Origin of the sequence: Streptomyces stelliscabiei (assembly GCF_014873495.1) — a bacterium.
In the GTDB taxonomy this organism is placed as follows: Bacteria; Actinomycetota; Actinomycetes; order Streptomycetales; family Streptomycetaceae; genus Streptomyces; species Streptomyces bottropensis.
Genome location: NZ_JADBGF010000001.1, coordinates 4,436,626 through 4,463,130 on the forward strand (window position 1 = coordinate 4,436,626; position 26,505 = coordinate 4,463,130).

Consider the following 26,505-nt stretch of genomic DNA (forward strand, 5'->3'; position numbering starts at 1 on the left):
AGGAGGGGAGCCACGGTGCCCGGAATCGACGAGTGTCTGGTGGAGGCCATGAGGCTGCCCGGTGCCCTGGGCGCCGCGGTGGTCGACTGGACCAGCGGGCTGGCGCTGGGCACGGTCGGGGAGGCACCCGGCGGTGACCACGAGACGACCGCGGCGGAGGCGGCGGAGCTGGCGCGGCTCGCGGCGGAGCACCGGGCGTTCGCACCGGAGGAGGGTTCGGACTGGTCCGGGGCGGATCTGCCGGTCGAGGACCTGATCGTCAGCAACCGGGACACATACCACGTGCTGCGGTTCGTGCGGACGACCTTCGACAGCAGTGTGTTCCTGCACCTGTGGCTGGCCCGTTCGGACGGCAACCTCGCGCTGGCCCGGATCCGGCTCGGCGAGATGGCGGGACGGCTGGTGCTGGCATGAGCGTGATCACCACACCGGCGCCGCCGCTGCCCGTGCGCGGCGAGCACTTCCGGCAGGCCGTCTCCCCGATGCTGAGCCGCCTCGCCGCCGAGCGGGCCACCGGCGTACTGCTGCGCGAGACCGGCTCGCTGTACCTGTCCGAGGGGGAGGTCGTGCACGCCGAGAGCCCCCGCTCCCCGGGCCTCGACGTGCTGCTCGCCACCGGCGGCGTCCTGGACCGTGACGGCTGGCGGGAGGCGGTCGACACGGCCGGGGCCGGGCTGCAGGTCGGGCGCTTCCTCGTGGACAGCGGCCGGGTCGCGCGGGGCGCGCTGGAGCTGTGCCACATGGGGGCCCTCTTCGACGCGGCGTACTTCGTGCTGGGCCCGAGCAGCGCGCCGGCCAGCTTCCGCTACGGGGCCGCGCACTGGCTGGGGCCGATCCGTCCGGTGCCGGTGGCCGCCGTGGAGCGCGAGGCCCGGCGCCGCCGTGACCTGCTGCACCGCATCTGGCCCGACCCGGAGACGGACGACGCCCCCCTGACCAGGGCCGCCGACCGGCACGTCCCCCCGGTCCCGGCCCGCCAGGGAGCCGTACTCGGCCAGGTGAACGGCCTGCGCACGGCCGCCGAGATCTCCCTCACCCTGGGGCGCCCGGCCTTCCACACCCTCGTGGACGTCCGGCGGCTGGCGGCCGCGGGGCTGATATCCGCGACCCGGGACAGCCCGGCGAGAACCCCACCGGTTCCGGCCGACCCGGACCACCCCACCCGCATCGGCCACCCCGAGCACTCCCCCACCGCCCACCCCGCCCACACCACCGCGCAGCCCGGCCCGGACCACCTCGCCCCGCCGCTCGGCCCGGCCGGCCCGGACCACCTCACCCCACCGATCGACTCCGGCCGTCACGCGGCCGCCGGACCCGCGGCCGTCGGCGAGATCCCACCCGTCGCCCCACCTTGGCCCCTCACCACCACAGACCCCGACGTGGCTCTACTGCAAAGGCTCAGGGATGCGCTGGAGGCCCTTTGAGCGGCAGCGGGAGCGTCCCGCCGAGAGGAGACTGCTCATGGCCGCGGAGGCCGAAGTCCTCGACGAACTGCACCGGTTGAGGGCTCGTGTACCCCAGCTGACCGGCGCCCTCGCGGCCAGCGTGGACGGGCTGGTCCTGGCCCACGACACCCCCGGCGTGGAGCCGGAGGGCCTGGCGGCGCTCACCGCCGCCGCGCTCGGCGTCGCCGTGCGGATGACGGACACCGCCGGCCGGGGCGAGCTGCGCGAACTGCTGCTGCGCGGCGACCACGGCTATGTGGCGACGTACGCGGCGGGCTCCTCCGCGGTGCTGACCCTGCTGGCCCAGGACCGGGTCAACGTGGGCCGGCTGCACCTGGAGGGCCGCCGGGCCGGCGGCCGGATCGGTGAGCTGATGGACGCCGCGCCCCGGCCGGACGAAACGGCCACGACCGAAGCCCGGCCGGTCACCAGGAACCCGGCCCGTGCGGTGGCCCGGACCACGAGCACGAGCGCGGCCACGGCCGCCGCCTCGTCCGCGACACCGGCCAAGGCCACGGTCAGGTCGACCATGCCCCGCCGCACCCCCCGTGCCACCCCCTCACGCACCACCCCCCGAACCACTCCCAACGCACCTACCACCACTGAGAGTTGAAAGGACACACACCATGGCCAACACCGAGACCGCGCTGAAAGAGGCCCTCGCGTCCATCGAGGGCGCGACCGGCGCCGCCCTGGTCGACTACACCAGCGGCATGGCACTGGGCACGATCGGCGGCAGCAAGGGGTTCGACCTCACCGTCGCCGCCGCCGGGAACACCGACGTCGTCCGCGCCAAGCTGCGCACCATGGAACACCTCGGCCTCAAGGGCGAGATCGAGGACATCCTGATCACCCTGTCCGACGCGTATCACCTGATCCGACTGATCACCGGCCGCGGCGGCAACGGCCTCTTCCTCTACCTGGTCCTCGACGCCAAGCGGGCCAACCTGGCGATGGCCAGGCACCAGCTGAAGCGGATCGAGGCGGAGTTGGAGGTCTGACCCGGCCGACCCTGCCGACATCGGGCTCCGGCGGCGCACCCCACCCGGGGAGCGCCGCCGAGCACGTTCCCGGGCGGCGGCGAGCCGCCACCGCCCGGGCCCACCTCATCCCGCACACCCGTGCGAACACCGCCCGTCCCTCTCCGTTACCGTGTCCGCCCTGGACCAGGAGAAGAGGATGACAGTGGGTAGAGCGGTACGGGGGACGGCGCTGGCACAGTGGGCGCTGCTGGCCGGAGTGCTGACGGGGTGCTCGGACTCGGCGGGGGACGGCGGCGAGAAGCCGTCGGCGAGCGCCGGCAGGTCGGCGGACGCGGGGTCCGAAGCGGGGGCGGAGTCGTCGGCGGACGCCGTCGAGAGCGGCGGCAGCGTCGGCGCGGCCGGTTCGGCCTGCGCACTGCCGGTCACCTTCGAGACCGCCGAGAAGTGGCGGCCGGAGGCCGTCGAGACCGGCGCGCCCGACGGTGGGAGCGGCTCCGAGGAGGACGAGCCGGCGGCCGAGCTGGCCGAGGGCCTTCTGCATCAGGGCCCGTTCACCGCCGCGTGCGAGATCGACGCCAAGCCCGCCGGGAACATCGGCTTCATCCGCGTCTGGACCGGCGAGGCCGGTGCGAAGGGCGGGGACGCGGAGGCGCTGCTCAAGAAGTTCGTGGCGGCCGAGGGCGACACCAGCAAGGCCCGGTACCGCGCGTTCTCCTCGGACTCGGGCGTCTCCGGCGTCGAGGTCGAGTACCTCTACACCAGCGAGGCGCTGGAGGAGACCAAGAAGGAGCGGGCCTTCCTCACGGTCACCCCGAAGGGCCCCGTCGTCGTCCACCTCGGCGGCCTCGACACCGAGGAACACGAGGAGATGCTCCCGGCGTACGAGCTGGCCAGGCGGACCCTGAGCACCGGCTGACGAGCCGCCCGGGGGGTTTCGGGCGGAGCCGCGGCGCGGCGCGTCCTGACACCCGGGTCCGGGCCGGGTGGGCGCCCAGCGGGAGCGGTCTACCGCCGCCCGCCGCCGGGCGCCGCGTCACCCGCGCCGAGCCCGGTGACCCGGTATCCGCCCACCCGGGCGCCCGTGGGCCTGCCGCCCCGCGCGGACAGCCGGTCCACGGGCACCCAGTGGAGCCGGCCCGCGGCGAGTTCACGGCGGCCGAGCCAGGCCGCCTTGAGGCGGAGGCCGGTGCCGAGTCCGGTGAGGAGCAGGCCGCCCGCCGCGGGGAGCGCGAAGGACGAGCCGAGGGCGAGCGCGAAGGCGAGCAGCAGCCACCAGCGGTGACCTCGGCGCCAGTTGCGCAGGGTCACGGCACGGTCCTGGAGGACGTCGTGCTTGCCGGCGCGCACGGCCGCGCGCTCCGGCGCGAGATACCGGCCGCGCCGGGCCCACGCCACCGCGCCGGCGGCGACGAGGAACAGCGCCGCCCCGGCCAGCACACCGATCCGCCGGCCGCTCAGCCCCGGCGGCACCACCCCGGCCCCCGCCGCGACCACTCCCAGCCACCACAGCGGCGCCGCCCCGGCCCGCACCACCACGGCCACCCGACCAAGCCCCTGCCCTCCGCGCGCCACGCTTCCCCGCCTCCCGCGAACCCGACGTCGTACGACAATCGCCGGCACGCTATCCGGCGAACGTGAAACACGTCTGAGAATCGCCGGAATCTCCCGGCCGGGAGCGGCCGGGAGGGCTACTCGACGAACAGGCCCCTGCTCGCCGCCCTCGCGTCGAACTCCTCCAGCCGGGCCTGGGCCTCCGGCAGGTCGTCGCACATGGCCTCCAGGAGCACCCGACCCAGCAGCATCGGGGCGCAGGCGGTGTCGAAGGCGAGCCCGGTGCCGACGGCGGCGGGCAGCAGCAGGTCGGAGACCTTGGCGACGGGCGCGAACGCGGAGTCGGCGACGGTGACGACGAAGAGGCCCGCCTCCTTGGCGTACGCCAGGGTCTCGACGACCTCGCGCGGATGCCGGGGCAGCGCGAAGCAGAGCAGGGCGCTCGCGCCCGCGCGTACGGCCGCGTCGATACGGTCGTGCAGCATGCTGCCGCCCTCGTGCAGCAGCCGTACGTCGGGGTGGACCTTGGCGGCGAAGTAGCCGAAGCCGTACGCCTGGGAGGCCGCGGCCCGCAGTCCGAGCACCGGCAGCGGGCGGGACGCGGCCAGCAGACGCCCGGCCCGCGCGACCGGCCCGGGGTCGGCGAGCACCTCGGCCAGATGCCGCAGGTTCTCGATCTCGGCCTCGACGGCCTGCTGGTACTCGTTGTACGCGGTGGTGTCCGGGGCGGGCTCGGCGGGCGCGACGTCCCGCAGGTGCCGGCGCAGCGCCGGGTAGCCGTCGAAGCCCAGCGCCACCGCGAAGCGGGTCACGGACGGCTGGCTGACCCCGGCCAGCTCCGCCAGTTCGACGCTGGACAGGAACGGCGCGTCGGCCGCCCGTCGCACCATGCTGTGGGCGATGCGCCGCTGCGTGGGCGTCAGCCGGTGGCCCTCGAAGAGCGCCTGCAGCCGCGCGGCGAGACTGTCCGTCACGCCCGTGCCCTTGTCCGCGCTCATCACGCGCTCCCCCTCGGTGGATCCGCCTGGACGTCCGTCCAGATCTCGGTGAACCGGTCGAGCAGTACGGCCGCCGCGCTCACGTCGGCCGTCAGCGGCCGGTCGGCCGGGTCCGCGTCGAGCACGGTCTCGGCCAGTTCCAGCGCCCGTCCGACGGGCAGTGCGGGATCAGGCCGCAGGTCCCGTTGGCGCAACGCCCGCACCGCGGCGACCAGTTCGCAGCCGACGACCAGCCGGTACGCGCCGCACGCCCGCAGCGTCTGCCGGGCGGCGAGCGAGGCGAAGCTGGCCTGTTCCTCGACGCCCCGGGAGAGTACAGCGTGCCCGAGCGACGCGGGAGCGGAGAAGGCGCGCAGATCACCGAGGGCGGCTCCGGCGGCGTACTCCAGGATCATCACGCCCGAGGAGGCGGGCTCGTGATCGGCGAGGAAGGGGCGCAGCCGGGTGTAGGCGGGCTCGTTGAGCGAGGAGAGCCGGGAGGTCGACAGCCGCGCCACCTGTGTCACGGCGAGTCTGAAGTGGTCCAGGGCGAGGGCGAGTTGGGCCTGGTAGAAGCCGCCGTGGTGGTAGGCGGCCATGTCCTCGGGGCAGATCAGCGGGTTCTCCGCCGCCGCGTTGATCTCCACCTCCAGGACGCCTTCCAGCGCGTCCGCCGCGTCCAGCGCGGGCCCGTGGATCTGCGGGAGGCACCGGAAGCCGTACGGGTCCTGGATCCGGCCCAGCGGGGGCGTGGGCCGGTCGGACGCCCCGATCAGCTCCCGCATGCGCCGGGCCACTTCGCGCGACCCCCGGTGGGGGCGCGCGAGGTGCACGGGCGCCGCGTACGCCTCGTGCGAGCCGTCGACGGCGAGCAGCGACAGCGCGGCGACGACCTGCGTGGCGGCGATCAGGCCCCGCAACTCGTGGAGCGCGAGCGCGGCCTGTCCGAGGGTGAGCGCGTTGCTGCTGATCAGCGCGAGGGCGTCGTTGTTGTCGAGCGGCTGCGCCTCGGGCACCCCGGAGCCGGCCTCGAACCGCGCCCCGGCCGCCCCGCCCGCCCGCGCCCCGCCCACTCCCGGCCCGCGCCACGGATGCTCCCCCGCCAGTGCCAGCCCCATCTGGGCCAGCGCCGCGATGTCCCCCGTACCGACGGACCCGAACTCGTTCACCACGGGGTACGCCCCGCTCTCCAGCGCCTCGCAGAGCGCCGTGACCACGCTCGGCCGCAGCCCGGCGCCGCCCGCGAGCAGCTGGTTGGCGCGGACGGCGAGCATGGCCCGGACCTGCCGGGCGGGCAGCTCCTCCCCGATGGCCCCCGCGTGGCTGCGCAGCAGCCGCAGACCGTGTTCGGCGGCGGCCTCGGTGGGCACGTCCTCGCTGCGGTTGGCGCCGACGCCGGTGGAGCGGCCGTACACCCGTCCGGTCGCCGCGATCTGCCGGGCCGCGTCCCAGGACTCCTCGACCCGGCGCATCGCCTCACTGCCGGGCACGGGCCGCGCGCTCCCGTCGGCGAGCCGGACGATGTCGGCGACCTTGACGGCATGCCCGTCGAGGACGACGAGACCGGCCGGAACGGCCGCCACGGCGACGGCGGGGGCGTCCGACGCGCCCACGATCGGAGAGGACTTCACCGCAGCCTCCAGCCCCGTACGGACACCGGGCGCCCAGACGCCGGATATTCAGACACTGAGAACTCTGCATGAGGCTATACAGGCTGGGCAAGAGATGCCGGGCAGTGATTGCCGGACACCAGGAACCCGGCACAGGGACGGGCGCACAGGAAACGGGCGGGGAGGGACGGGCGGGAGCGACGACGCGCCGGGAGGGCGGGGCCGGGGCCACGGCGGGAGACCGGTGCGCCAACAGGGGGGCTAACCCCAGTGCCAGGCGCCCCCCGGCTCCCTACCGTGAAGAGCATGACCGGTATGGATGCTCGTGACACCCGGCTCGGGGACACCGAGCTGAAGAAGGAACTCTCCGCCACCCTGCACGCCCGCCGGGAGCTGGGCGAGGACTACGAGTCCGCGCTCGTCGACTCGTTCCTGGAGAAGGTAGACCAGCGCATCGACGCGGTGGTGGACCGCCGGGTCCGGCGTCAGGTCGCCGAGCAGCAGATGGTGGTGGCCCGGGGCAGCGGCGCCCCCAAGTCGACGTCGACCGACGGCTGGGGCGAGCGCTACGGCTTCGGGGTCGTCTCGCTCGTCGTCGCCATCCCCCTGTCGGGCATCGGCGGCGGCGTGGCCGACCTGCGCGGCCTCTTCGTGACCTGGGCGGGCATCGTGGGCGTGAACCTGGCCTGGGCGCTGCGCGGTTCGTCGGTCCTGCGCCGGCGCGGAGGAAAGGGCGGCGACCCGGACTGGGAGGGGTGACCCGCACAGGGTTTCCGGAAGAGCCCGGAAGAGATCTGCGCGGGGACCGCCGCACCCCCGTGTGACGGGGGGCGGGACGACGGCGGTCCCCGCGGGGGACGCGGGCCGGGTCAGGACCGGGCTTACGCGTCCGTGGCGTCCATGGAGGTCCGGGAGCCGCTCCGGAGGTCCTTGACGCCGTTTCGGTCGTCGGCCGGGGCGGGGAGCCGCTCCCGCCCTGCCGACACCCACCAATGTGCCGGACCCGTGTTAAGCGAGTGCTGCGCGGACGTGACGCGCTCGTACCACTTCTGCGAAGTCAAACCCTCACCTCGCAACAATTTTCGACACAGGGGGCCCTTTGCGGGCATTTCGCCTCCGCGGCCGGGGTTCGGCACATCCGGCGTCCGGCGTCCGGCGTCCGGCACGTCCCGCGTCCGGCGTCCGGCGTCCGGCGTCCGGCACGTCCCGCGCCCGGCGTCCGGCACGTGGGGCGTCGGGCGTCCGGCACGCCGCCGCCGACGCAGCCGCCGGCGGCGCTCCTGCCGCTACACCCCGCCCTTGGCGAGGAACGCGAGCAGGTCCTGCCGGCTGACGACACCGGTCGGCTTGCCCTCGACCAGCACGATCGCCGCGTCCGCCCTGCCGAGCACGGACATCAGGTCGCCCACCGGCTCACCGGAGCCGACCTGCGGCAGCGGTGCCGACATGTGCTTCTCCAGCGGGTCGTCGAGCGAGGCGCGCTGGGTGAACAGGGCGTCCAGCAGCTCCCGTTCGACGACGGACCCGACCACCTCGGCGGCCATGACGTCCGGGTGACCGGCGCCCGGCTTCACGATCGGCATCTGCGAGACGCCGTACTCGCGCAGCACCTCGATGGCCTGGCCGACTGTCTCGTCCGGGTGCATGTGGACGAGAGAGGGGATGGCGCCGTGCACCTTGTCGTTCAGGACGTCGGCGACGCGCGCGCTCGGACCCTCGTCCTCCAGGAAGCCGTAGTCGGCCATCCACTCGTCGTTGAAGATCTTGCTGAGGTAGCCGCGCCCGCTGTCGGGCAGCAGGACGACCACGACGTCGTCCGGGCCGAGCCGCCCGGCGACCTCCAGCGCGGCGACCACGGCCATGCCGCAGGAGCCGCCCACGAGCAGACCCTCCTCCTTGGCGAGGCGGCGGGTCATCTGGAACGAGTCCTTGTCGGACACGGCGACGATCTCGTCGGCGACGGTCCGGTCGTAGGCGGTCGGCCAGAAGTCCTCACCGACGCCCTCCACGAGGTACGGCCGTCCGGAGCCGCCCGAGTACACGGACCCCTCGGGGTCGGCGCCGATGACCTGGACGCGGCCGTCGCTGGCGTCCTTCAAGTAGCGGCCGGTGCCGGAGATGGTGCCGCCGGTGCCCACGCCCGCCACGAAGTGCGTGATCCGCCCCTCCGTCTGCTCCCACAGCTCAGGGCCGGTCGAGTGGTAGTGGGAGAGCGGGTTGTTCGGGTTGGAGTACTGGTCCGGCTTCCAGGCGCCGGGCGTCTCGCGGACCAGCCGGTCGGAGACGTTGTAGTACGAGTCGGGGTGCTCGGGGGCGACCGCCGTGGGGCAGACCACGACCTCGGCGCCGTAGGCCCGCAGCACGTTGATCTTGTCGGTGCTCACCTTGTCGGGGCACACGAAGATGCACTTGTACCCCTTCTGCTGGGCCACGATGGCGAGCCCCACGCCGGTGTTTCCGCTGGTGGGCTCGACGATCGTGCCGCCGGGCTGCAGCTCCCCGCTCTTCTCCGCCGCCTCGATCATGCGCAGCGCGATGCGGTCCTTCACGGAACCGCCGGGGTTGAAGTACTCGACCTTGGCCAGGACGGTCGCCTGAATGCCCTCGGTCACGCTGTTGAGCCTCAGCAGCGGGGTGTTGCCGACGAGGCTGATCATCGAGTCGTGAAATTGCACCGTTGTCTCCGGAGCCGCAAAAAGGGATGGTCGTAATGTTCCGCCAGCCTAAGCCCCACCCTCACTCTTCTCCTCCCTGTTCACCCGTCGTCGGGATTGACCGAGGGCCGGTACGGGGCAATGAGTGGGTACGGGTACGAGGAGGTGGCGGCGACGCATGACGAGCATGTCGAGAGCACGGGTGGCCCGCCGCATCGCGGCGGGCGCGGCGTACGGCGGGGGCGGCATCGGGCTGCTGGGCGCCGCCGCCGTGGGCGTGGTGCTTGCCGAGGTACGGATGGCCAAGCGGGTCGTGGGCAACGGGCACAGCCCCCACCCGCCGAGCGCGGAGGGTGTGTACGGCCACACGCACGGCAGCCGGTACGGCCGCGCCTACGGCTACGACTCGTACGGCAGTTCGTACGACGCCCCTGACGATCCCCCGCTCCGCCTCGTCATGCTCGGCGACTCCACGGCCGCCGGCCAGGGCGTGCACCGCTCCCGGCAGACTCCGGGGGCCCTCATCGCCTCGGGGCTCGCGGCGGTGGCCGAGCGGCCGGTGCGGCTGCGGAACGTGGCCCTGCCGGGTGCCCAGTCGGACGACCTCGACCGCCAGGTCGCGCTGGTGCTGGAGGATCCGGCCCAGGTTCCCGACGTGTGCGTGATCATGATCGGGGCCAACGACGTGACCCACCGGATGCCCCCGACCCGGTCCGTCCGTCACCTCTCGGCGGCGGTACGGCGGCTGCGGACGGCCGGGGCCGAGGTGGTGGTCGGCACCTGTCCCGACCTCGGCACGATCGAGCTCGTGCAGCAGCCGTTGCGCTGGCTCGCCCGCCGGGCCTCGCGGCAGCTGGCGGCCGCCCAGACGATCGGAACCGTCGAGCAGGGCGGCCGCACCGTGTCGCTGGGCGACCTTCTCGGCCCCGAGTTCGAACAGAACCCCCGGGAGTTGTTCGGCCCCGACAACTACCACCCCTCCGCCGAGGGCTACGCGACCGCCGCGATGGCCCTGCTGCCGACGGTGTGCGCGGCGCTGGGCCTGTGGCCGGCGGACGAGGAGCGGCCGGACGTCAGCCGCCGCGAGGGTTTCCTGCCGGTGGCCCGCGCGGCTGCGGAGGCGGCCTCCGAGCCCGGCACCGAGGTGACGGCCGCGATGCCCACGGGGCCGCGTGGGCCATGGGCTCTGCTCAAGCGGCGGCGTCGGCGGCGGGTGCCGGTGTCGGACCCGGCGCCGGACGCCACGGCGGAGGCGCAGCCGGGCGCCTAGTGGGTCGGGGCGCGCGCGGTGGCCGGGCAAGTGCGGTGGCCTGGCGCGCGCGGTGGCCGGGCGAGTGCGGGTGCGTGGGGGCTTCTCGCGCAGTTCCCCCCGCCCCTGAAGGACCAGGCCCCTGCGGGCCTGAAAGCATCAGGCCCGGTCGACCTGAAAGCACGGGGCGCAGCCCCTGCTTTTCAGGGGCGCGGGGACTGCGAGAAGCCCCACCGGACCCGCGCCCGCCGACGAACCCGCACCCCCGAGCCATGAGGCGCCCCAACCAAAAAAGCAAGCGCTTAGAAAAGTGCGGTCGGAGTCACACCCGACTACCCGTGACCCCGCCCATACGTACGGGTAACTTCCCCCACAGCCCTGCTTTCCGTCGCATGCCAATGGAGCCGTGATGCCCGAAGCCGTGATCGTCTCAGCCGCCCGCTCCCCCATCGGCCGTGCTTTCAAGGGCTCGCTGAAGGACCTGCGCCCGGACGACCTGACCGCCACGATCGTCGCCGCCGCCCTCGCGAAGGTCCCGGAGCTGGACCCGAGGGACATCGACGACCTGATGCTCGGCTGCGGCCTCCCCGGCGGCGAGCAGGGCCACAACCTGGGCCGTATCGTCGCCGTACAGCTGGGCATGGACCACCTGCCGGGCTGCACGGTCACCCGTTACTGTTCCTCCTCGCTCCAGACCTCCCGCATGGCCCTGCACGCCATCAAGGCCGGCGAGGGCGACGTCTTCATCTCCGCGGGCGTGGAGGTCGTCAGCAGCACCGCGCGCGGCACGAGCGACATCCCCACGGCCCGCAACCCCCTCTTCGCCGAGGCCGAGGCCCGCACGGAGGCCGTCTCGAAGTCGGTCGGCGCGTCCTGGCACGACCCGCGCGAGGACGGCCTGCTCCCCGACCCGTACATCGCGATGGGGCAGACCGCCGAGAACCTGGCCCGTCAGTGGGGCGTGACCCGCGAGGACATGGACGAGTTCGGCGTCCGCTCGCAGAACCTCGCCGAGGAGGCCATCGGCAAGGGCTTCTGGGAGCGCGAGATCACCCCGGTGACCCTGCCCGACGGCACGGTCGTCAGCAAGGACGACGGCCCGCGCGCGGGCGTCACCCTGGAGGCCGTGCAGGGCCTCAAGCCGGTCTTCCGCGAGGACGGCCTGGTCACCGCCGGCAACTGCTGCCCGCTGAACGACGGCGCCGCCGCGCTGGTCATCATGTCCGACACCAAGGCGCGGGACCTCGGGCTCACCCCGCTCGCCCGGATCGTCTCCACCGGCGTCTCCGGCCTCTCCCCCGAGATCATGGGCTACGGCCCGGTGGAGGCGTCGAAGCAGGCCCTGTCCCGTGCGGGTCTCACCGTCGGCGACATCGACCTGTTCGAGATCAACGAGGCCTTCGCCGCCCAGGTGATCCCCTCCTACCGCGACCTGGACATCCCGCTGGACAAGCTGAACGTGAACGGCGGCGCCATCGCCGTCGGCCACCCCTTCGGCATGACCGGCGCCCGCATCACCGGCACGCTCATCAACTCCCTCCAGTTCCACGACAAGCAGTTCGGCCTGGAGACGATGTGCGTCGGCGGCGGTCAGGGCATGGCGATGGTCATCGAGCGCCTCAGCTGAGACCGGCCCGCACCTGAGACCGGCCCGCCGCCCGCACGCGGAGCCGTGACCGTTCGAACGCGCACCGCGATGCCATGGCCCGGAGTCCCGATGTCCCAAGGGCTCCGGGCCGTTTTGTGATCCAATCTCCCCCAGGATGTGACCTATCTCCCTTCGGGGAGGGATTTACGCAGGTCAGAGTCGTTTCACCACCAAACATCGAGCCCAGATTCCTGCCCGATTCGTGACGTTACGCACTGACAGCTGGTTAGTCCGCCCTTCAAGCTGATGTAGGAAGTCGGGGGTCGACTTTGAACCGGGAGTACGTCAGTGAGCGCTATGCCGATCGCCTTGCTGCTCACCACGGCCGCCACCGCGGCCGTGGGCGTCGCCGTCCTGCGCAGCCTCACGGGGCTGCGCCGACAGGTCGCTGCCCTGCGCACCGAGCTGGCCGAGAGCCGGGCCGCCGGGGTGCGCGCGCCGGTGCCGGCCGCCCGGCCGGCCGGCGACACGGAGGAGATACGCGCCGCCGTCGCCGAGGCACTCGCCGAGGAGCGGGAGCGTGAGCTGGCCGAGGCGAGGGCGTTCTGGGCCGCCCAGGAGTCCCGTGACGTCTCCGACGCGCCCTCCCTGCTGGGACTGCCCGACAGCGACCTGTTCATGCCTCGGCAGTCCGACTTCGCGGGCCTGGAGCACCTGGAGCCGGTGATCGAGCAGAGCCTGGAGGGCGACGAGTACGCCCCGGACTCGGCGGAGCTGGCCGCGGCCCGCCGCCGGCACCCCTCGCACCCCGACTTCGTGCCGGTGCAGTCGCCCGTCACCAACGACCACGAGCGCACGGTCGCCTGCCTGGAGGACCTCGCCGCCTCCCGCACCGAGCTGGCCGACGTCCGTCCCGGCCCCCTCGGCACCCTCGACGTCTACGTCTTCGCCGACGGCACCACGCTCTGCATGACCCCCGGCCACCGCGAGACCGCCGAACGCCTGGCCACGGCCCTCCAGAGCGGTGCCACCCCGGTCCTTCTGGGCGGCTCGGGCATCTCGGGCGCGTACACCCTCACGTTCGAGTGCGGCGACGACATGGTCTACATCCTGGCGGACCGGGTCATCGCGTCGCTGTAGAGGGCACCGCGCCCGCGCCTCACACCCCGGCGCGCCGCTGAGCCTCCTCCACCAGCGCCACGGCCTCCGCCACCGCGTTCTCGTCGCCGAGCACCAGCGCGAGATCGTTCCCGGCGACCATGACCTGATCGGCCGCAGCGAACATCCCCACGTCCGGCATCTGGCGGGCGTCCGTGCCCGGTGCCTCCAGCCGCTGGGCCCGCAGCGCCATCTCCCGGGCCAGCGCCAGCGCCTCCGCGGCGGCCCCCCGCTGCAGCCGGCTCTGCGGCGCTGCCCGCAACCGGTCGGCGAAATGGTCCACGGCACGGGTCAACGGCGTCGTATCAAGCACGCCGCGAGAGTACGCGCCCTCACCGGACTGTTGCCAACAGGCCGCCACTCAGGCAACGTGACCTGAAGGACCGGCTTACATTCCCTTTCGTCCGGAGGCGCCGATGTCCCAAGTCTTCTCCGAGGAGACCCATCGCAACCTGCTCGCCCGCATCCCCCATTGCACCGGTCGTGAAGTCTCCGACTGGCTCCGCAAAGTCGACGAAGGCCCCGCTCTCCCCAACTTCGAGGAGAAGGTCAGCTGGCTCCGGCACGAGTACGACCTCGCGTACGGGCACGCCAAAGCGATCGTTCACGAGTACGACCTGAGGAGGGCCGCGCGGAAGCTCCGTTGAAGCCGCCGAGAACCTGTGAAGGGCCCCCGAACCGGCTGGTTCGGGGGCCCTTCGACGCGCGGGTGGGGACGGATCAGTCCCGGCCCCAGAGCGTCACTCCTAGTCGTCGCCGCTGAAGATGGCGACCAGGCGGAGCATCTCGACGTAGATCCACACGAGGGTCATGGTCAGGCCGAACGCGGCCAGCCAGGCCTCCTCGCGCGGGGCGCCGTAGGCGATGCCGTCCTCGATCTGCTTGAAGTCGAGGGTCAGGAAGAAGGCGCCGAGCAGGATCGCGAGGATGCTGACGGCCGCGCCGAGCGCGCCCATGTTGCGCAGTCCGCCGTCCGGGGCGACCCCGAAGACGACGAGCAGCAGGTTGACCGCCATGACCAGCACGAAGGCGATCGCGATGGTCATACCGATACGGGCGTACCGCGCGGTCACCCGGATCCAGCCCGCCCGGTAGACCAGGAGGGTGGCGCCGGAGACGGCCATGGTGCCGAGCACGGCCTGGAAGGGCGCGCCGTTCCACCGCGAGTTGAACATCTCGCTGAGCACGCCGAGGAAGACACCCTCGAAGGCCGCGTAGGACAGGATCAGCGCGGGCGAGGCCTTGCGCTTGAAGGACTGCACCATCGCCAGGACGAAGGCGACGAGCGCGGCGCCGATGGCCAGGCCGTAGCTCGTGGACGACACCGGCAGGAGGGCCCAGGCGAGGACCGCGCCGACGACGACCGTGCCGAGCGTCATGGCCGAGCGCATGACCACGTCGTCCATGGTCATGGCGCCCGTGCGGGCCGGAGCCTGCGGCGGGACGCCGTGCTGCACGTCCTGCTGGGCGTACGGGTTGGTCGCGTACGGGTTGCCGCCCTGCTGGGCGTAGGGGTTGCCCTGGGTGCCGACAGCTGCTCCCCCGGCCTGCGGCGCGGTGTTGAAGCCCGCGTAGCCGTTGTCGCGGCTGAACCCCCGTCGCGAGAAGACCGGGTTGCTGCTCCTCATTTCACTCCTCCATGGCCACCCTGCGTGGCCTTGGCTCAAGAGTAATAGGTAGGCAAAGGATTGACTCTACTGCTTGGGGAGGATCTTTCCCTGCCCTTGTCATCGAACACGCTACGCGTCCAGGTGATTCCCCGGCCCGCCCGCCCTCACCCATGACCAACCCGGTACGGGCCCGCAATCGTCCGGAGATCAACCACGGACGCGCCCACACCGTCACGCGCCTCCCGGGCGCGGCCCACCCGAGGGCGGCATGTGAGGATATGAGCGAAAATGTGCGATTTTGGTCGGAGGTGCCCGGAACCGGACTTGAACCGGTACGCCCGCGAGGGGCAGCGAGGTTTAAGCTCGCCGTGTCTGCATTCCACCATCCGGGCAGGCCATGGGCTCCGCGCTGAGCTTCCGAGCCTATCGGGAGGCTTCCCCCGAACAGTCGACCGGCGGACCGATGTTGTCTTATTTTATTGACGTCTGAGGGTGCATCAGCCCACGGAACGCGCCATCCGCACTTGCCAGTAGCCTTCCCGACGGTCCGACCGGGCGTATGCGGAATGACGGAATTTCACCGCCCGAACGAGCGCCCCACCGAGGACACGCGCGGTGACGCGACGACTCTGGTCGGTCATGACGGTCCGCGAACGGGATCTGACGGCCCCTCGAATCGGACACGAATCCCCAGCGGGCCGGCCACAGCGGCCCGGCGGCGCGTCGGCCAGGTCACAGCGGCCCGGTCACAGCGGCCCGGTCACAGCCGCCCGGCGCGCGCCGGTGGTCACGGCGGACGGCCCGCTCTCCGGTCGGACCCGGCCGTCATCCCCAGGTATGACGCGCCGCCCGGCCGTCCGTCAGAAGTCTGCCCCCGGAACCAGGACAGCGGCTGACTACACGGCGCCCTCGCGTCGGGACGATGGAGGCATCACGAAGCGAACGGCTTCCGGCATGCCGCGCGGCACGACCCGGCGCGCGCCGGCCGTCTCTCCGCCTCCTCGACCGTCGCCGCCCCGCAAGGAGTTCCCACCCGTGACCACCACTCCCCTCGCCGACCGGGCCACCGTCGTGGCCGCCCGCGCCACGGAACTGTCGAAGGTCTACGGACAGGGCGAGACCCGGGTGGTCGCGCTGGACCAGGTCTCCATCGACTTCCGGCAGGCCCAGTTCACCGCGATCATGGGTCCCTCGGGCTCCGGCAAGTCCACGCTGATGCACTGTGTCGCGGGCCTGGACACCTTCTCGGCCGGGTCCGTCCGCATCGGCGACACCGAGCTGGGTTCGCTGAAGGACAAGCAGCTCACCAAGTTGCGTCGGGACAAGATCGGCTTCATCTTCCAGGCGTACAACCTGCTGCCGACGCTGACGGCGATGGAGAACATCACCCTCCCGATGGACATCGCGGGCCGCAAGCCGGACAAGCAGTGGCTGGACACCGTGATCCGGATGGTGGGCCTCGCCGACCGGCTGAGCCACCGGCCCGCCCAGCTCTCCGGCGGCCAGCAGCAGCGCGTGGCCGTCGCCCGGGCGCTCGCCTCCCGCCCGGACATCATCTTCGGGGACGAGCCGACCGGGAACCTCGACTCGCGGTCGGGTGCCGAGGTGCTGGGCTTCCTGCGCAACTCCGTACGGCAGTTGGGGCAGACCGTGGTGATGGTGACGCACGACCCGGTGGCCGCGGCGTACGCGGACCGGGTCGTCTTCCTCGCCGACGGACGCCTCGTGGACGAGATCCACGAGCCGACGGCCGACTCCGTCCTGGACCGCATGAAGAAGTTCGACAGCAAGGGCCGTACGAGCTAGGGGAGTTCGGAGAGTCCGCCCGGCGGACAGCGCTCGACCACACCCCGTCCTCACCCCTCCGACCCCTGACAGGGAACCCACTCATGTTCCGTACCGCCCTGCGCAACGTGCTCTCGCACAAGGCCAGGCTTCTCATGACCGTGCTCGCGGTGATGCTCGGCGTCGCCTTCGTGTCGGGCACGCTGGTCTTCACGAACACCATCTCGGACGCGCTGCAGAAGAGTTCGGCCAAGGGCTTCGACCACGTGGACGTCGCGGTCCAGTCGGGGTACCGGCCGGACGAGGGCGACACCGTCGCCGAGCAGCCGAAGCTCACGCCCGAGCTGCTGAAGAAGGTCGAGGGGGTGCCCGGCGCCGAGTCGGCCATCGGTGTGGTGAGCGGGTTCGCCGCCCTCGCCGACAAGGACGGCGAGCTGATCGGCGGCGGCTTCCAGTCGCAGGGCGGGAACTTCTGGGGCACGGACGACCCCCGCTATCCGATCGAGGACGGCGCCGCGCCCAAGGGCGCGGACGAGGTCGCCATCGACGCGGAGACCGCGAAGCGGGCCGGCTACGAGGTGGGCGACACCATCCGGATGTCCGTCGACGGTCCGGTCCTCACCCCCACCGTGGCCGGGATCTTCACGACCGACGACGGCAATGTGGCGGCCGGCGGCAGCCTCGCCCTGTTCGACACGGCGACCGCGCAGAAGCTGTTCCACGACGAGGGCGAGTACGACGAGATCGCCGTCACCGCGGCGGACGGCACCAGCCAGACCCAGCTGCGCAAGGCCATCGACCAGGTGCTCCCCGAGGACACCGCGTCCACCATCACCGGCCGGCAGCTCGCCGACCAGCAGGCCACGCAGATCGCCGCCCAGATGAGCGGCATGAAGAACGCGCTGCTGGTCTTCGCCGGGATCGCCCTGTTCGTGGGCACGTTCATCATCGCCAACACCTTCACGATGCTCGTCGCCCAGCGCACCAAGGAGCTGGCGCTGCTGCGCGCGGTCGGCGCCTCCCGCCGCCAGGTGACGCGGTCCGTGCTGATCGAGGCGTTCGTGGTGGGCACGGTCGCCGCGGTCACCGGTCTCGCCGCCGGTGTCGGCATCGGCGCCGGGATGCGGGCCCTGATCAGCACGCTCGGCGAGACCGTCCCGGACGGCCCGCTGGTGGTCTCCCCCGGCACCGTCGTCACCGCCCTTCTGGTCGGCGTACTGATCACCATGGTGGCCGCCTGGCTGCCGGGCCGCCGCGCCGCGAGGATCCCGCCGGTCGCCGCCATGAGCAGCGTCCACGCGAAGGCGACGGCCAAGTCGCTCGTCGTGCGGAACACGATCGGCGCGCTGCTGGCGGGCGCGGGCGTGGCCACCGTCCTGTACGCCACCACGATGGACGGCTCGGACGGCCAGGCGCCGATGGGCATCGGCGCGGTCCTCCTGATCATCGGTGTCTTCGTCCTCACGCCCCTCCTCTCCCGCCCGCTGATCGCCGCCGCGGCACCCCTCATGCGGGTCTTCGGGATCTCCGGCAAGCTCGCCCGGCAGAACTCCGTGCGCAATCCGCGCCGCACCGCAGCGACCGCCTCGGCGCTGATGATCGGCCTGACGCTGATCACCGGGATGACGGTGATGGCGGGCAGCCTGCAGCAGGCCATCGCCAGGATGGCCGCCGACGCGATCAAGGCGGACTACGTCGTCTCGATGACCAGCGGCAGCTTCCTCTCCCCGGACGTGGAGAAGAAGCTGTCCGCCACCGAGGGCGTCACCGCCGTCTCCCCGCTGCGCAACGCCGAGTCCCGCATCGGGGACGAGACCGAGTACCTCACGGGCGTGAACGGCGCGGCCATCGGCAAGGTCACCGACCTGCCCGTCGACGAAGGGACGTTCAGGGTCGGCGGCTCGGACGTCGTCGTGGACGCGGACACCGCCGCCCGGCGCGGCTGGAAGGCCGGCTCGGAGTTCACCGCCGGCTTCGAGGGCGGCGAGAAGCAGAAGCTGACGGTCGCCGGGGTCTACGAGAGCAACGAAGTGATCCGGGGCATCCTCCTGGACAACGCCACGCTCTCCGGGCGGCTGCCGGCCTCCGCCGACCCGGCCGACATGATGGTCATGGTCAAGACCTCGGCGGGCGCCTCCGACGCCACCAAGGACCGGCTGGAGAAGGCCCTCGGCGAGAACCCGGCGATCAAGGTCCAGAGCGGCCAGGACCTCTCCGACGACATCGCGCAGATGTTCACGCTGATGCTGAACATGCTCTACGGCCTGCTGGCCATGGCCGTGATCGTCGCCGTCCTCGGGGTCATCAACACCCTGGCCATGTCGGTCTTCGAGCGTTCGCAGGAGATCGGCATGCTCCGCGCGATCGGTCTCGACCGGCGGGGCATCAAGCGGATGGTCCGTCTGGAGTCGCTCGTCATCTCCCTCTTCGGCGGTGTCCTCGGCATCGGCCTCGGCGTCTTCTTCGGCTGGGCCGCCGGCGAACTCCTCGCCAGCAGGATGCCGACGTACGAACTGGTCCTCCCCTGGGCCCGGATGGCGATCTTCCTCCTGCTCGCCGCCACGGTCGGCATCCTGGCCGCGCTGTGGCCGGCCCGCCGCGCGGCGAAGCTCAACATGCTCTCGGCGATCAAGGCCGAGTAGCCGCGCGGGAGAGGTGGTGACCGCGTGAAGGGCCCCCGTTCCGGTGCGGAACGGGGGCCCTTCACGCGCCCCTGGACGGCCGTTCACGCCCCCGTACGGACGGTCAGGCGCCCCAGGTCCGGGCCCTGAGCGGGAGCCCCGACGCACCCCCTTCCGGGGGCCGTACGGCCAGTACCTGGTTGACGCCGAGGCGGTTGCGTTCGAAGCCGAGGGCGCAGGCGGCCATGTAGAGGCGCCAGACGCGGGCGCGGCCGGGACCGGCGAGGGCGACCGCCCGGGGCCAGCCCGCTTCGAGGCGGCCGACCCACGCACGCAGGGTGAGGGCGTAGTGCTCGCGCAGGGACTCCACGTCCCGGACCTCGAACCCGGCGCGTTCGAGCTGGGTGACGGTGGTGCCGACGGGGGCGAGTTCGCCGTCGGGGAAGACGTACGCGTCGATGAAGCCGTCGAGGGAGTACGTGTTCTCGTCGGGCTGCGGGCGCCGTGAGATCTGGTGGTTGAGGAGCCGTCCGCCGGGGGCGAGGAGCCGGTACAGGTTCTCGGCGTACTCCAGGTACTTCTCGGCGCCGACGTGTTCGGCCATGCCGATGGAGGAGATCGCGTCGTAGGGCCCGTCGCCGACGTCGCGGTAGTCCTGGACGCGGATCTCGACGCGGTCGGTCAGGCCCGCGTCGGCGACGCGCTTACGGGCATACGTCGCCTGTTCCTGCGAGAGGGTGACGCCGACGACGTGCACGCCGTACTCGCGGGCCGCGTGCAGGGCCATGGAGCCCCAGCCGCAGCCGACGTCGAGGAGGCGCTTCCCCGGGGCCAGAGCGAGTTTGCGGCAGACGAGATCGAGCTTGTCGTGCTGGGCGGCTTCGAGGGTGGTGGTGTCGTCGGGGGCCGCCCAGTAGGCGCAGGAGTACACCATCGACGGGCCGAGGACGATCTCGTAGAAGTCGTTGCCCACGTCGTAGTGGTGGCTGACGGCCCGTCTGTCGGTGCGTCTGGTGTGCCGGTGGCGGGCGCGGACCTCCTCGCCGGGGGGTTCGGGCGGCAGCAGGACGGCCGGGCCGGCCAGCCTCAGCAGGTCCTTGACGGCCGCGCGGGACTCCGGATCGCGCAGGGTACGGGTGAGGCTCCGGGTGCCCTCGTCCCGCTCCCAGACGTGCTCGGCCACGAGGTCCAGCAGGGCGTAGAGGTCCCCTTCGACGCCGAGGTCGCCGGCGACCCAGGCGCGGGCCAGGCCCAGTTCGCCCGGCTTCCACAGCATCCGGCGCAGGGCCCGGCGGTTGCGTACCACCAGGGTGGGGGCGTCCGGTGGGCCCGCCGTCGATCCGTCCCAGGCCCGCAGCCGGACCGGGAGCGGTTCTCCCGACAGCTGCTCGAACAGGTTCTTCAGCCGCGACGCGGCGTCCTGCATGGCGCACACCTCCGTGACAAGAGATCCCGGAATGTCCAACGCCACGGTAATCACCTGCGGGGCTGTGCCGTATTCCCGCCGGGAGGTGTGTTCTTCGGGTGGGGGTGTGTGGGGCGGGTCGCGCAGTTCCCCGCGCCCCTGAAAACATCAGGCCCTGCGGGCCTGGAAGACACGGCCCTGCGGCCCCGCCCCCACCCACCCGCACCCGCCCACGAACCGAACCCGCCGCCCCCTGCCGCGCACGCCGAAGGGCCCCCCGCACCACGGATGGCGGGAGGCCCTTCGGATGGGTCAAGGTGTCAGGAGGCCTTGGCCTTTTCCCCTGTCTTGCTCGCGGCAGCGACCGGCGCCGGCTTGGCCGCCTCGTAGAACTCCTCGCGAGGAGTCTCGATGGCGCCCAGGGAGACGACCTCACGCTTGAGGAACATCGCGAGGGTCCAGTCCGCGAAGACCCGGATCTTCCGGTTCCACGTCGGCATGGCGAGACCGTGGTAGCCGCGGTGCATGTACCACGCGAGACGGCCCTTGAGCTTGATCTTCATCTTGCCCATAACGATCATCGCGACACCCTTGTGGAGGCCGAGGCCCGCCACCGCACCCTTGTTGGAGTGCGCGTACTCCTTCTGCGGGAAGCCCCGCATGCCGGAGACCACGTTGTCGCCGAGGACCTTCGCCTGACGCAGCGCGTGCTGCGCGTTCGGCGGGCACCAGGCGTTCTCGACGCCGGCCTTGCGGGCGGCGACGTCGGGGACCTGGGCGTTGTCGCCCGCGGCCCAGATGTAGTCGGTGCCGGTGACCTGGAGGGTCGGCTGGGCGTCCACGTGGCCGCGGGGGCCGAGGGGGAGGCCGTAGCGCGAGAGGACCGGGTTCGGCTTGACGCCGGCGGTCCAGACGATCGTGTTGGAGTCGACCTCCAGGCCGTTCTTCAGCACGACGTGGCCGTCGACGCAGGAGTCCATGGAGGTGTTGAGGTAGACCTCGACCCCACGGCCCTCCAGGTGCTCCTTGCCGTACAGACCGAGCTTGGGGCCGACCTCGGGGAGGATCTTGTCGGCGGCGTCGACGAGCACGAAGCGCATGTCCTCGCGGGACACGCTCTTGTAGTACTTCGCGGCGTCGCGGGCCATGTCCTCGACCTCGCCGATGGTCTCCGCACCGGCGAACCCGCCGCCCACGAAGACGAAGGTCAACGCCTTGCGGCGGACGTCCTCGTCGGTCGTGGAGTCGGCCTTGTCGAGCTGCTCCAGCACGTGGTTGCGCAGGCCGATGGCCTCCTCGATGCCCTTCATGCCGATGCCCTGCTCGGCGAGGCCGGGGATCGGGAAGGTGCGGGAGACCGCGCCGAGCGCGATCACCAGGTAGTCGAAGGGCAGCTCGTACGCCTCGCCGACCAGCGGGGCGATCGAGGCGACCTTGCGGTCCTGGTCGATGGTGGTGACCCGACCGGTGAGGACCTCCGCCTTCGGCAGCACGCGTCGCAGCGGGACGACGACGTGCCGGGGGGAGATGCTGCCGGCGGCGGCTTCGGGGAGGAAGGGCTGGTAGGTCATGTACGACCGGGGGTCGACGACCGTGACGGTCGCCTCGCCGTAGCGCATCTTCTTGAGGATGCGCCGAGCTGCGTACAGGCCTACGTACCCACCGCCTACTACGAGGATCCTGGGACGCTCCGTGGTGCTCATGCCATCGAGTATGTACCCGCCATCCGGGGGTCGCTCGTGCGCCCCTTCACAAGCTTCCTCGCACCCTCTGCTACACTGCGCGACCCCTTTGGCCCGGACCATGGCCCGCCAGGGGTACCGGCCGGGGGGTTTGCCCGTTGTCAATGCCGCGTGAACTGCCGTTCCGGCTTCCCGGAGGCCCTGGACCACCCCCTCGGTTTCACACGGACGAGACCCCTGCGAAACCCCTGCGGGAACACCCTGTTGACCCCTCGGAGCCCTGGAAGGCTCTGCCCAGCCTCAAAACATCGCTCAACAGGGGCGATTCTCTTGTGAAGAACTTCACGAAGTTTCTCGGCGCCTGCTCGACGAGGGGTGCCGGGGCACCCCTCGGACGCGCTCATACGTTATCCGAACAGCTCAAGCGAGGCTACCGGTGAGTAGCAAAACCGTGCCGGGCTACGCCACGGACCAGGCGATTCCGTCCAGAATGTCGTGTTCGCTCACCACGACCTCCGGCGCGCCGATCCGCTCCATGATCGAGAGGAGGACCAGGGCGCCCGCGGCGATCACGTCCACCCGCCCGGGATGCATCGAGGGGACCGCCGCCCGCTCGGCGTGCGTCGACCGCAGCAGCCACTCGGTGATCTCGCGGACACGGTCGTGGGAGACCCGGGAGTGGTGGATGGCCACCGAGTCGTACGCGGGCAGGTCCTGGGCGATCGCGGAGATCGTCGTCACCGAACCGGCGAGCCCCACGAGGGTGTGCGCCTCCCGCAGGGGGACGTCCCGCTCGGCGAGGTCGAGGGCCGCCTCGATGTCGGCGCGGATCGCGGCGATCTCCTCCGGCCCGGGAGGATCCACGACGGCGCCGTCCCGGACGAGGTGCCGCTCGGTCAGCCGTACACAGCCGACGTCCACGGAACGGGCGCCGCGCACCCGGTCGTCCCCGACGACGAACTCGGTGGAGCCGCCGCCGATGTCCACGACCAGGTACGGCCGGGCCAGGTCGGCCCGCCCCGTCAGCTCCTTGGTGGCGCCGGTGAAGGAGAACTCGGCCTCCCGGTCGCCGGAGATCACCTCGGGCTCGACACCGAGGATGCCGAGGACCCCGCGGACGAACTCGTCCCGGTTCTCGGCGTCGCGGGACGCGGAGGTGGCCACGAAGCGGACCCGCTCGGCGCCCAGTTCCTTGATGACCGCCGCGTACTCCCGGCAGGCCGCGAAGGTCCGCTCCAGCGCCTCGGGCGCCAGCCGGCCCGTGCGGTCCACGCCCTGGCCGAGCCGGACGATGGTCATCCGCCGGTCCAGCTCCACCAGTTCACCGGTGGCCGGGTCGCAGTCCGCGACGAGGAGCCGGATGGAGTTCGTGCCGCAGTCGACGGCGGCGACCCGGGTCACTGGTCGTCCCCCTCGGAGGTCTCCGGCGCGGGCACCACGCACGGGCCCTTCGCCCACCACTGAGGCAGCATCGCGATCGCCTCGTCGCCCAGCGGGTTGACGCCGGGGCCGGCGGCCAGCGAGTGCCCCACGAGGACGTGCAGGCACTTCACCCGGTCCGGCATGCCGCCGGCGCTCGGGAAGCCCTCCAGGACCTCGATCTCGTCACGCCGGGCGATGTAGTCCTCGTGCGCGGCCCGGTAGGCGGCGGCCAGTTCGGGGTCCGTGGCCAGCCGCTGCGTCATCTCCTTCATCACGCCGTTGGCCTCCAGCGTGCCGATCGCGGAGGCCGCGCGCGGACACGTCAGGTAGTACGTCGTGGGGAAGGGTGTGCCGTCCGGCAGGCGCGGGGCCGTCTCGACGACGTCCGGCTGCCCGCAGGGACAGCGGTGCGCGATCGCGCGGAGGCCGCGCGGGGGGCGGCCGAGCTGCTGCTGGAAGGCCTCGACGTCGGCGTCGGTCGGCTCGGTGCGCGGGGTGGTCGGCGGAGGGGTCTGCATATCCTGCTACTCAAGTCCTCGGTGTGGCTCATCGGTTCACGGTCACGAAGGTGGCCGCTCGGCTGTCGGCGGCGTCGGCCTTGTCGACCCCGTCCCAGACATTGGTGTACCAGGGGCGGTCGGCCGCCCCCTGTGTCGTACGGGACTGCTTCGCCGCGTCCGGGTCGATCATGGTGTAGCCGGTCTCGCCCGGCATCACATAGTGCAGCCGCTCCCGGATGCGCTGCTCGGCGTACGCGTCGTCCTGCCAGCGCGCCTTGAGGTCGCGCAACTCCTCGACCCGCTCGCGCGCCTCCTGGCGCTGCCGCTGTGTGTCGGCGATCTCGGCACGCTGGGAGACGTACTGCCTTATGGGATAGGCGAGCGCCACGATCATCGAGCAGAGGACGAGGGCGAGCAGCGCGGCCCGGCCGGTCAGCCGGGAGCGACGGGCCTGGCGTTTGGTCTGCGAGCGGTAGACCCGGGCGGCCGTCTGCTCGCCGAGCACCTTCAGCCGGGTCGCGGTGGAGAAGCGGTCCCGGTCCCGGTCCTTCACGGCCATGTCCCGCGCCCCTTCTTCTGCCTTCTCCCACGCGCACGCGCGTACGTCCCCGCACACGGTACGGGACCGGTACGGGGACGTACGTACGACTGGCGCGGGCTTCGCCCTCAACGGGTCAGCCGGCGGCTCAGCCCTTGAAGCGCGGGAAGGCGCTGCGGCCGGCGTAGACCGCGGCGTCGTCGAGGATCTCCTCGATGCGCAGCAGCTGGTTGTACTTGGCGACGCGGTCCGAGCGGGCCGGGGCGCCGGTCTTGATCTGCCCGCAGTTCACGGCGACGGCGAGGTCGGCGATGGTGACGTCCTCGGTCTCGCCGGAGCGGTGGGACATCATGCACTTGAAGCCGTTGCGCTGGGCCATCTCGACGGCGTCCAGGGTCTCGGTCAGCGAGCCGATCTGGTTGACCTTGACGAGCAGGGCGTTGGCCGAGCCCTCCTCGATGCCGCGGGCGAGGCGCTCGGGGTTGGTGACGAAGAGGTCGTCGCCGACGATCTGGACCTTGTCGCCCAGCTTCTCGGTGATGGTGTTCCAGCCGGCCCAGTCGTCCTCGAACAGCGGGTCCTCGATGGAGACGAGCGGGTACGACGCGACGAGGTCGGCGTAGTACTCCGTCATCTCGGCGGCGGAGCGCTCCTTGCCCTCGAAGGTGTAGACGCCGTCCTTGTAGAACTCGGAGGCGGCGACGTCCAGGGCGAGGGCGATCTGCTCGCCGGGGGTGTAGCCGGCCTCCTTGATGGCCTCCAGGATGAGGTCCAGGGCGGCGCGGTTGGACTCCAGGTTCGGGGCGAAGCCGCCCTCGTCGCCGAGACCGGTGGACAGGCCCTTGGTCTTCAGCACCTTCTTGAGGGTGTGGTAGACCTCGGCGCCCCAGCGCAGGGCCTCGGAGAAGGACTCCGCGCCGATGGGGGCGATCATGAACTCCTGGATGTCCACGTTGGAGTCGGCGTGCGAGCCGCCGTTCAGGATGTTCATCATCGGAACGGGCAGCAGGTGCGCGTTCGGGCCGCCCAGGTAGCGGAAGAGGGGCAGGTCGCTGGCCTCGGAGGCGGCGTGGGCGACGGCGAGGGAGACGCCGAGGATGGCGTTGGCGCCGAGGGAGCCCTTGTTGTCGGTGGCGTCCAGGTCGAACATCGCCTGGTCGATCAGGCGCTGCTCGGTGGCGTCGTAGCCGACGAGCTCCGGGCCGATCTGCTCGATCACGGCGAGGACGGCCTTCTCGACGCCCTTGCCGAGGTAGCGGTTGGGGTCGCCGTCACGCAGCTCGATGGCTTCGAAGGCACCGGTGGAGGCGCCGGACGGAACGGCGGCACGACCCGTGCTGCCGTCGTCGAGGCCGACCTCGACCTCGACGGTGGGGTTGCCTCGCGAGTCGAGGATTTCCCGGGCTACGACGACGTCGATGGACGGCACGAGCATCTCCTTCATGGGATGTGACGCTGGTTGTGCGGGGCCGCTTGGGGCCTGGCGACTAGAGCCTAACCGTCCCCGGGCCGTCGGCAGCCGACCGACCGTCCCGTGGACAGACAGACCGTACCCATTGTTCCCGTTCGGAACAAAGGGGGGTGGTCGAGAAAGTGAACAGAAGGAGGAGGCGGGCACGAAAAAGCCCCGCCCCGGTGCGTACGGGGGAATGCGCACCGGGGCGGGGAGCCCGTGGGGACGGGGGGACGGCCCTCACGAGGTCTTCACTCTGGAGGACACGGATGTG

At 71.9% G+C, this 26,505-nt stretch carries 24 protein-coding genes and 1 tRNA gene; 12 read left to right on the forward strand and 13 right to left on the reverse strand.

The window, feature by feature from the left end; all coding sequences use genetic code 11:
* Window positions 1-15 precede the first annotated feature (15 nt).
* The 5 genes from H4687_RS19480 to H4687_RS19500 all read left to right on the forward strand — a co-directional run bounded on the left by H4687_RS19480 (window position 16) and on the right by H4687_RS19500 (window position 3,344).
* Window positions 16-414, forward strand: coding sequence for a hypothetical protein (locus H4687_RS19480; protein ID WP_037692967.1), 399 nt, complete (start codon window positions 16-18; stop codon window positions 412-414).
* Entirely contained in the window at window positions 411-1,424 is a 1,014-nt protein-coding gene (locus tag H4687_RS19485) for a hypothetical protein (protein WP_050398366.1), read from the forward strand. The genes H4687_RS19480 and H4687_RS19485 overlap by 4 nt, the downstream gene beginning before the upstream one ends.
* A gap of 37 nt (window positions 1,425-1,461) precedes the next feature.
* Entirely contained in the window at window positions 1,462-2,058 is a 597-nt protein-coding gene (locus H4687_RS19490; protein WP_050398365.1) for a roadblock/LC7 domain-containing protein, read from the forward strand.
* A 13-nt stretch (window positions 2,059-2,071) separates the two neighbouring features.
* Window positions 2,072-2,446, forward strand: coding sequence for a roadblock/LC7 domain-containing protein (locus tag H4687_RS19495; RefSeq protein ID WP_005485738.1), 375 nt, complete (start codon window positions 2,072-2,074; stop codon window positions 2,444-2,446).
* Window positions 2,447-2,624: 178 nt separating this feature from the next.
* On the forward strand, window positions 2,625-3,344 hold the full coding sequence (locus tag H4687_RS19500; protein WP_046918888.1) for a lipoprotein: 720 nt from the start codon (window positions 2,625-2,627) through the stop codon (window positions 3,342-3,344).
* Between the two features lie 89 nt (window positions 3,345-3,433).
* On the opposite strand, the gene H4687_RS19505 is transcribed toward H4687_RS19500, so the two are convergent.
* The 3 genes from H4687_RS19505 to H4687_RS19515 form a co-directional block, all read right to left on the reverse strand.
* Window positions 3,434-4,000: a hypothetical protein gene (locus H4687_RS19505; RefSeq protein ID WP_192781695.1), complete on the reverse strand. Its 567-nt coding sequence runs from the start codon at window positions 3,998-4,000 to the stop codon at window positions 3,434-3,436.
* A gap of 116 nt (window positions 4,001-4,116) precedes the next feature.
* Complete coding sequence (locus H4687_RS19510) at window positions 4,117-4,977, reverse strand: MurR/RpiR family transcriptional regulator (protein ID WP_046918886.1); 861 nt, start codon at window positions 4,975-4,977, stop codon at window positions 4,117-4,119.
* Window positions 4,977-6,587, reverse strand: a complete 1,611-nt coding sequence (locus tag H4687_RS19515) for an aromatic amino acid ammonia-lyase (protein WP_050398364.1) — start codon at window positions 6,585-6,587, stop codon at window positions 4,977-4,979. Before H4687_RS19515 ends, H4687_RS19510 begins: the two co-directional genes overlap by 1 nt.
* Window positions 6,588-6,872: 285 nt before the next feature.
* On the opposite strand from H4687_RS19515, the gene H4687_RS19520 reads away from it, so the two are divergent.
* Complete coding sequence (locus H4687_RS19520) at window positions 6,873-7,325, forward strand: hypothetical protein (protein ID WP_050398363.1); 453 nt, start codon at window positions 6,873-6,875, stop codon at window positions 7,323-7,325.
* Between the two features lie 527 nt (window positions 7,326-7,852).
* Here the strand turns inward: H4687_RS19520 and H4687_RS19525 are convergent.
* A complete protein-coding gene (locus H4687_RS19525) occupies window positions 7,853-9,241 on the reverse strand; it encodes a cystathionine beta-synthase (protein ID WP_046918796.1) in 1,389 nt (462 codons plus the stop codon).
* A gap of 157 nt (window positions 9,242-9,398) precedes the next feature.
* Between H4687_RS19525 and H4687_RS19530 the strand changes: the two genes are divergently transcribed.
* From H4687_RS19530 to H4687_RS19540, 3 genes are all read left to right on the forward strand, one after another.
* On the forward strand, window positions 9,399-10,490 hold the full coding sequence (locus H4687_RS19530) for an SGNH/GDSL hydrolase family protein (protein ID WP_179860102.1): 1,092 nt from the start codon (window positions 9,399-9,401) through the stop codon (window positions 10,488-10,490).
* A 388-nt stretch (window positions 10,491-10,878) separates the two neighbouring features.
* The gene (locus tag H4687_RS19535) at window positions 10,879-12,096 is read left to right on the forward strand and encodes an acetyl-CoA C-acetyltransferase (protein ID WP_046915605.1); all 1,218 of its coding nucleotides are present in this window, start codon (window positions 10,879-10,881) and stop codon (window positions 12,094-12,096) included.
* A gap of 318 nt (window positions 12,097-12,414) precedes the next feature.
* Complete coding sequence (locus tag H4687_RS19540) at window positions 12,415-13,197, forward strand: hypothetical protein (RefSeq protein WP_046915604.1); 783 nt, start codon at window positions 12,415-12,417, stop codon at window positions 13,195-13,197.
* A 19-nt stretch (window positions 13,198-13,216) separates the two neighbouring features.
* Here H4687_RS19540 and H4687_RS19545 read toward each other — a convergent pair whose 3' ends face one another.
* On the reverse strand, window positions 13,217-13,528 hold the full coding sequence (locus tag H4687_RS19545; RefSeq protein WP_028797029.1) for a hypothetical protein: 312 nt from the start codon (window positions 13,526-13,528) through the stop codon (window positions 13,217-13,219).
* 103 nt (window positions 13,529-13,631) lie between these two features.
* Between H4687_RS19545 and H4687_RS19550 the strand changes: the two genes are divergently transcribed.
* Window positions 13,632-13,862, forward strand: a complete 231-nt coding sequence (locus H4687_RS19550) for a DUF4287 domain-containing protein (RefSeq protein ID WP_046915603.1) — start codon at window positions 13,632-13,634, stop codon at window positions 13,860-13,862.
* 99 nt (window positions 13,863-13,961) lie between these two features.
* On the opposite strand, the gene H4687_RS19555 is transcribed toward H4687_RS19550, so the two are convergent.
* Window positions 13,962-14,843 carry a Bax inhibitor-1/YccA family protein gene (locus tag H4687_RS19555; protein ID WP_046915602.1) on the reverse strand — a complete coding sequence of 294 codons (882 nt, stop codon included), beginning with the start codon at window positions 14,841-14,843 and terminating at the stop codon, window positions 13,962-13,964.
* Window positions 14,844-15,134: 291 nt separating this feature from the next.
* Window positions 15,135-15,217 (reverse strand) — tRNA-Leu (locus tag H4687_RS19560).
* A 643-nt stretch (window positions 15,218-15,860) separates the two neighbouring features.
* Here H4687_RS19560 and H4687_RS19565 point away from each other — a divergent pair.
* Window positions 15,861-16,631, forward strand: coding sequence for an ABC transporter ATP-binding protein (locus tag H4687_RS19565; RefSeq protein WP_020115605.1), 771 nt, complete (start codon window positions 15,861-15,863; stop codon window positions 16,629-16,631).
* Between the two features lie 83 nt (window positions 16,632-16,714).
* Complete coding sequence (locus H4687_RS19570; protein WP_046915601.1) at window positions 16,715-19,252, forward strand: ABC transporter permease; 2,538 nt, start codon at window positions 16,715-16,717, stop codon at window positions 19,250-19,252.
* A 103-nt stretch (window positions 19,253-19,355) separates the two neighbouring features.
* On the opposite strand, the gene H4687_RS19575 is transcribed toward H4687_RS19570, so the two are convergent.
* The 6 genes from H4687_RS19575 to eno form a co-directional block, all read right to left on the reverse strand.
* Entirely contained in the window at window positions 19,356-20,657 is a 1,302-nt protein-coding gene (locus H4687_RS19575) for an SAM-dependent methyltransferase (RefSeq protein ID WP_050398362.1), read from the reverse strand.
* A gap of 299 nt (window positions 20,658-20,956) precedes the next feature.
* Complete coding sequence (locus tag H4687_RS19580; protein ID WP_050398361.1) at window positions 20,957-22,339, reverse strand: NAD(P)/FAD-dependent oxidoreductase; 1,383 nt, start codon at window positions 22,337-22,339, stop codon at window positions 20,957-20,959.
* A 438-nt stretch (window positions 22,340-22,777) separates the two neighbouring features.
* Complete coding sequence (locus H4687_RS19585) at window positions 22,778-23,719, reverse strand: Ppx/GppA phosphatase family protein (RefSeq protein WP_046913106.1); 942 nt, start codon at window positions 23,717-23,719, stop codon at window positions 22,778-22,780.
* On the reverse strand, window positions 23,716-24,258 hold the full coding sequence (locus H4687_RS19590) for a DUF501 domain-containing protein (RefSeq protein WP_046913107.1): 543 nt from the start codon (window positions 24,256-24,258) through the stop codon (window positions 23,716-23,718). Before H4687_RS19590 ends, H4687_RS19585 begins: the two co-directional genes overlap by 4 nt.
* 28 nt (window positions 24,259-24,286) lie before the next feature.
* Window positions 24,287-24,799, reverse strand: a complete 513-nt coding sequence (locus H4687_RS19595) for an FtsB family cell division protein (RefSeq protein ID WP_005485763.1) — start codon at window positions 24,797-24,799, stop codon at window positions 24,287-24,289.
* 127 nt (window positions 24,800-24,926) lie between these two features.
* Window positions 24,927-26,207, reverse strand: a complete 1,281-nt coding sequence (gene eno, locus H4687_RS19600; protein ID WP_013003053.1) for a phosphopyruvate hydratase — start codon at window positions 26,205-26,207, stop codon at window positions 24,927-24,929.
* Between the last annotated feature and the right edge of the window lie 298 nt (window positions 26,208-26,505).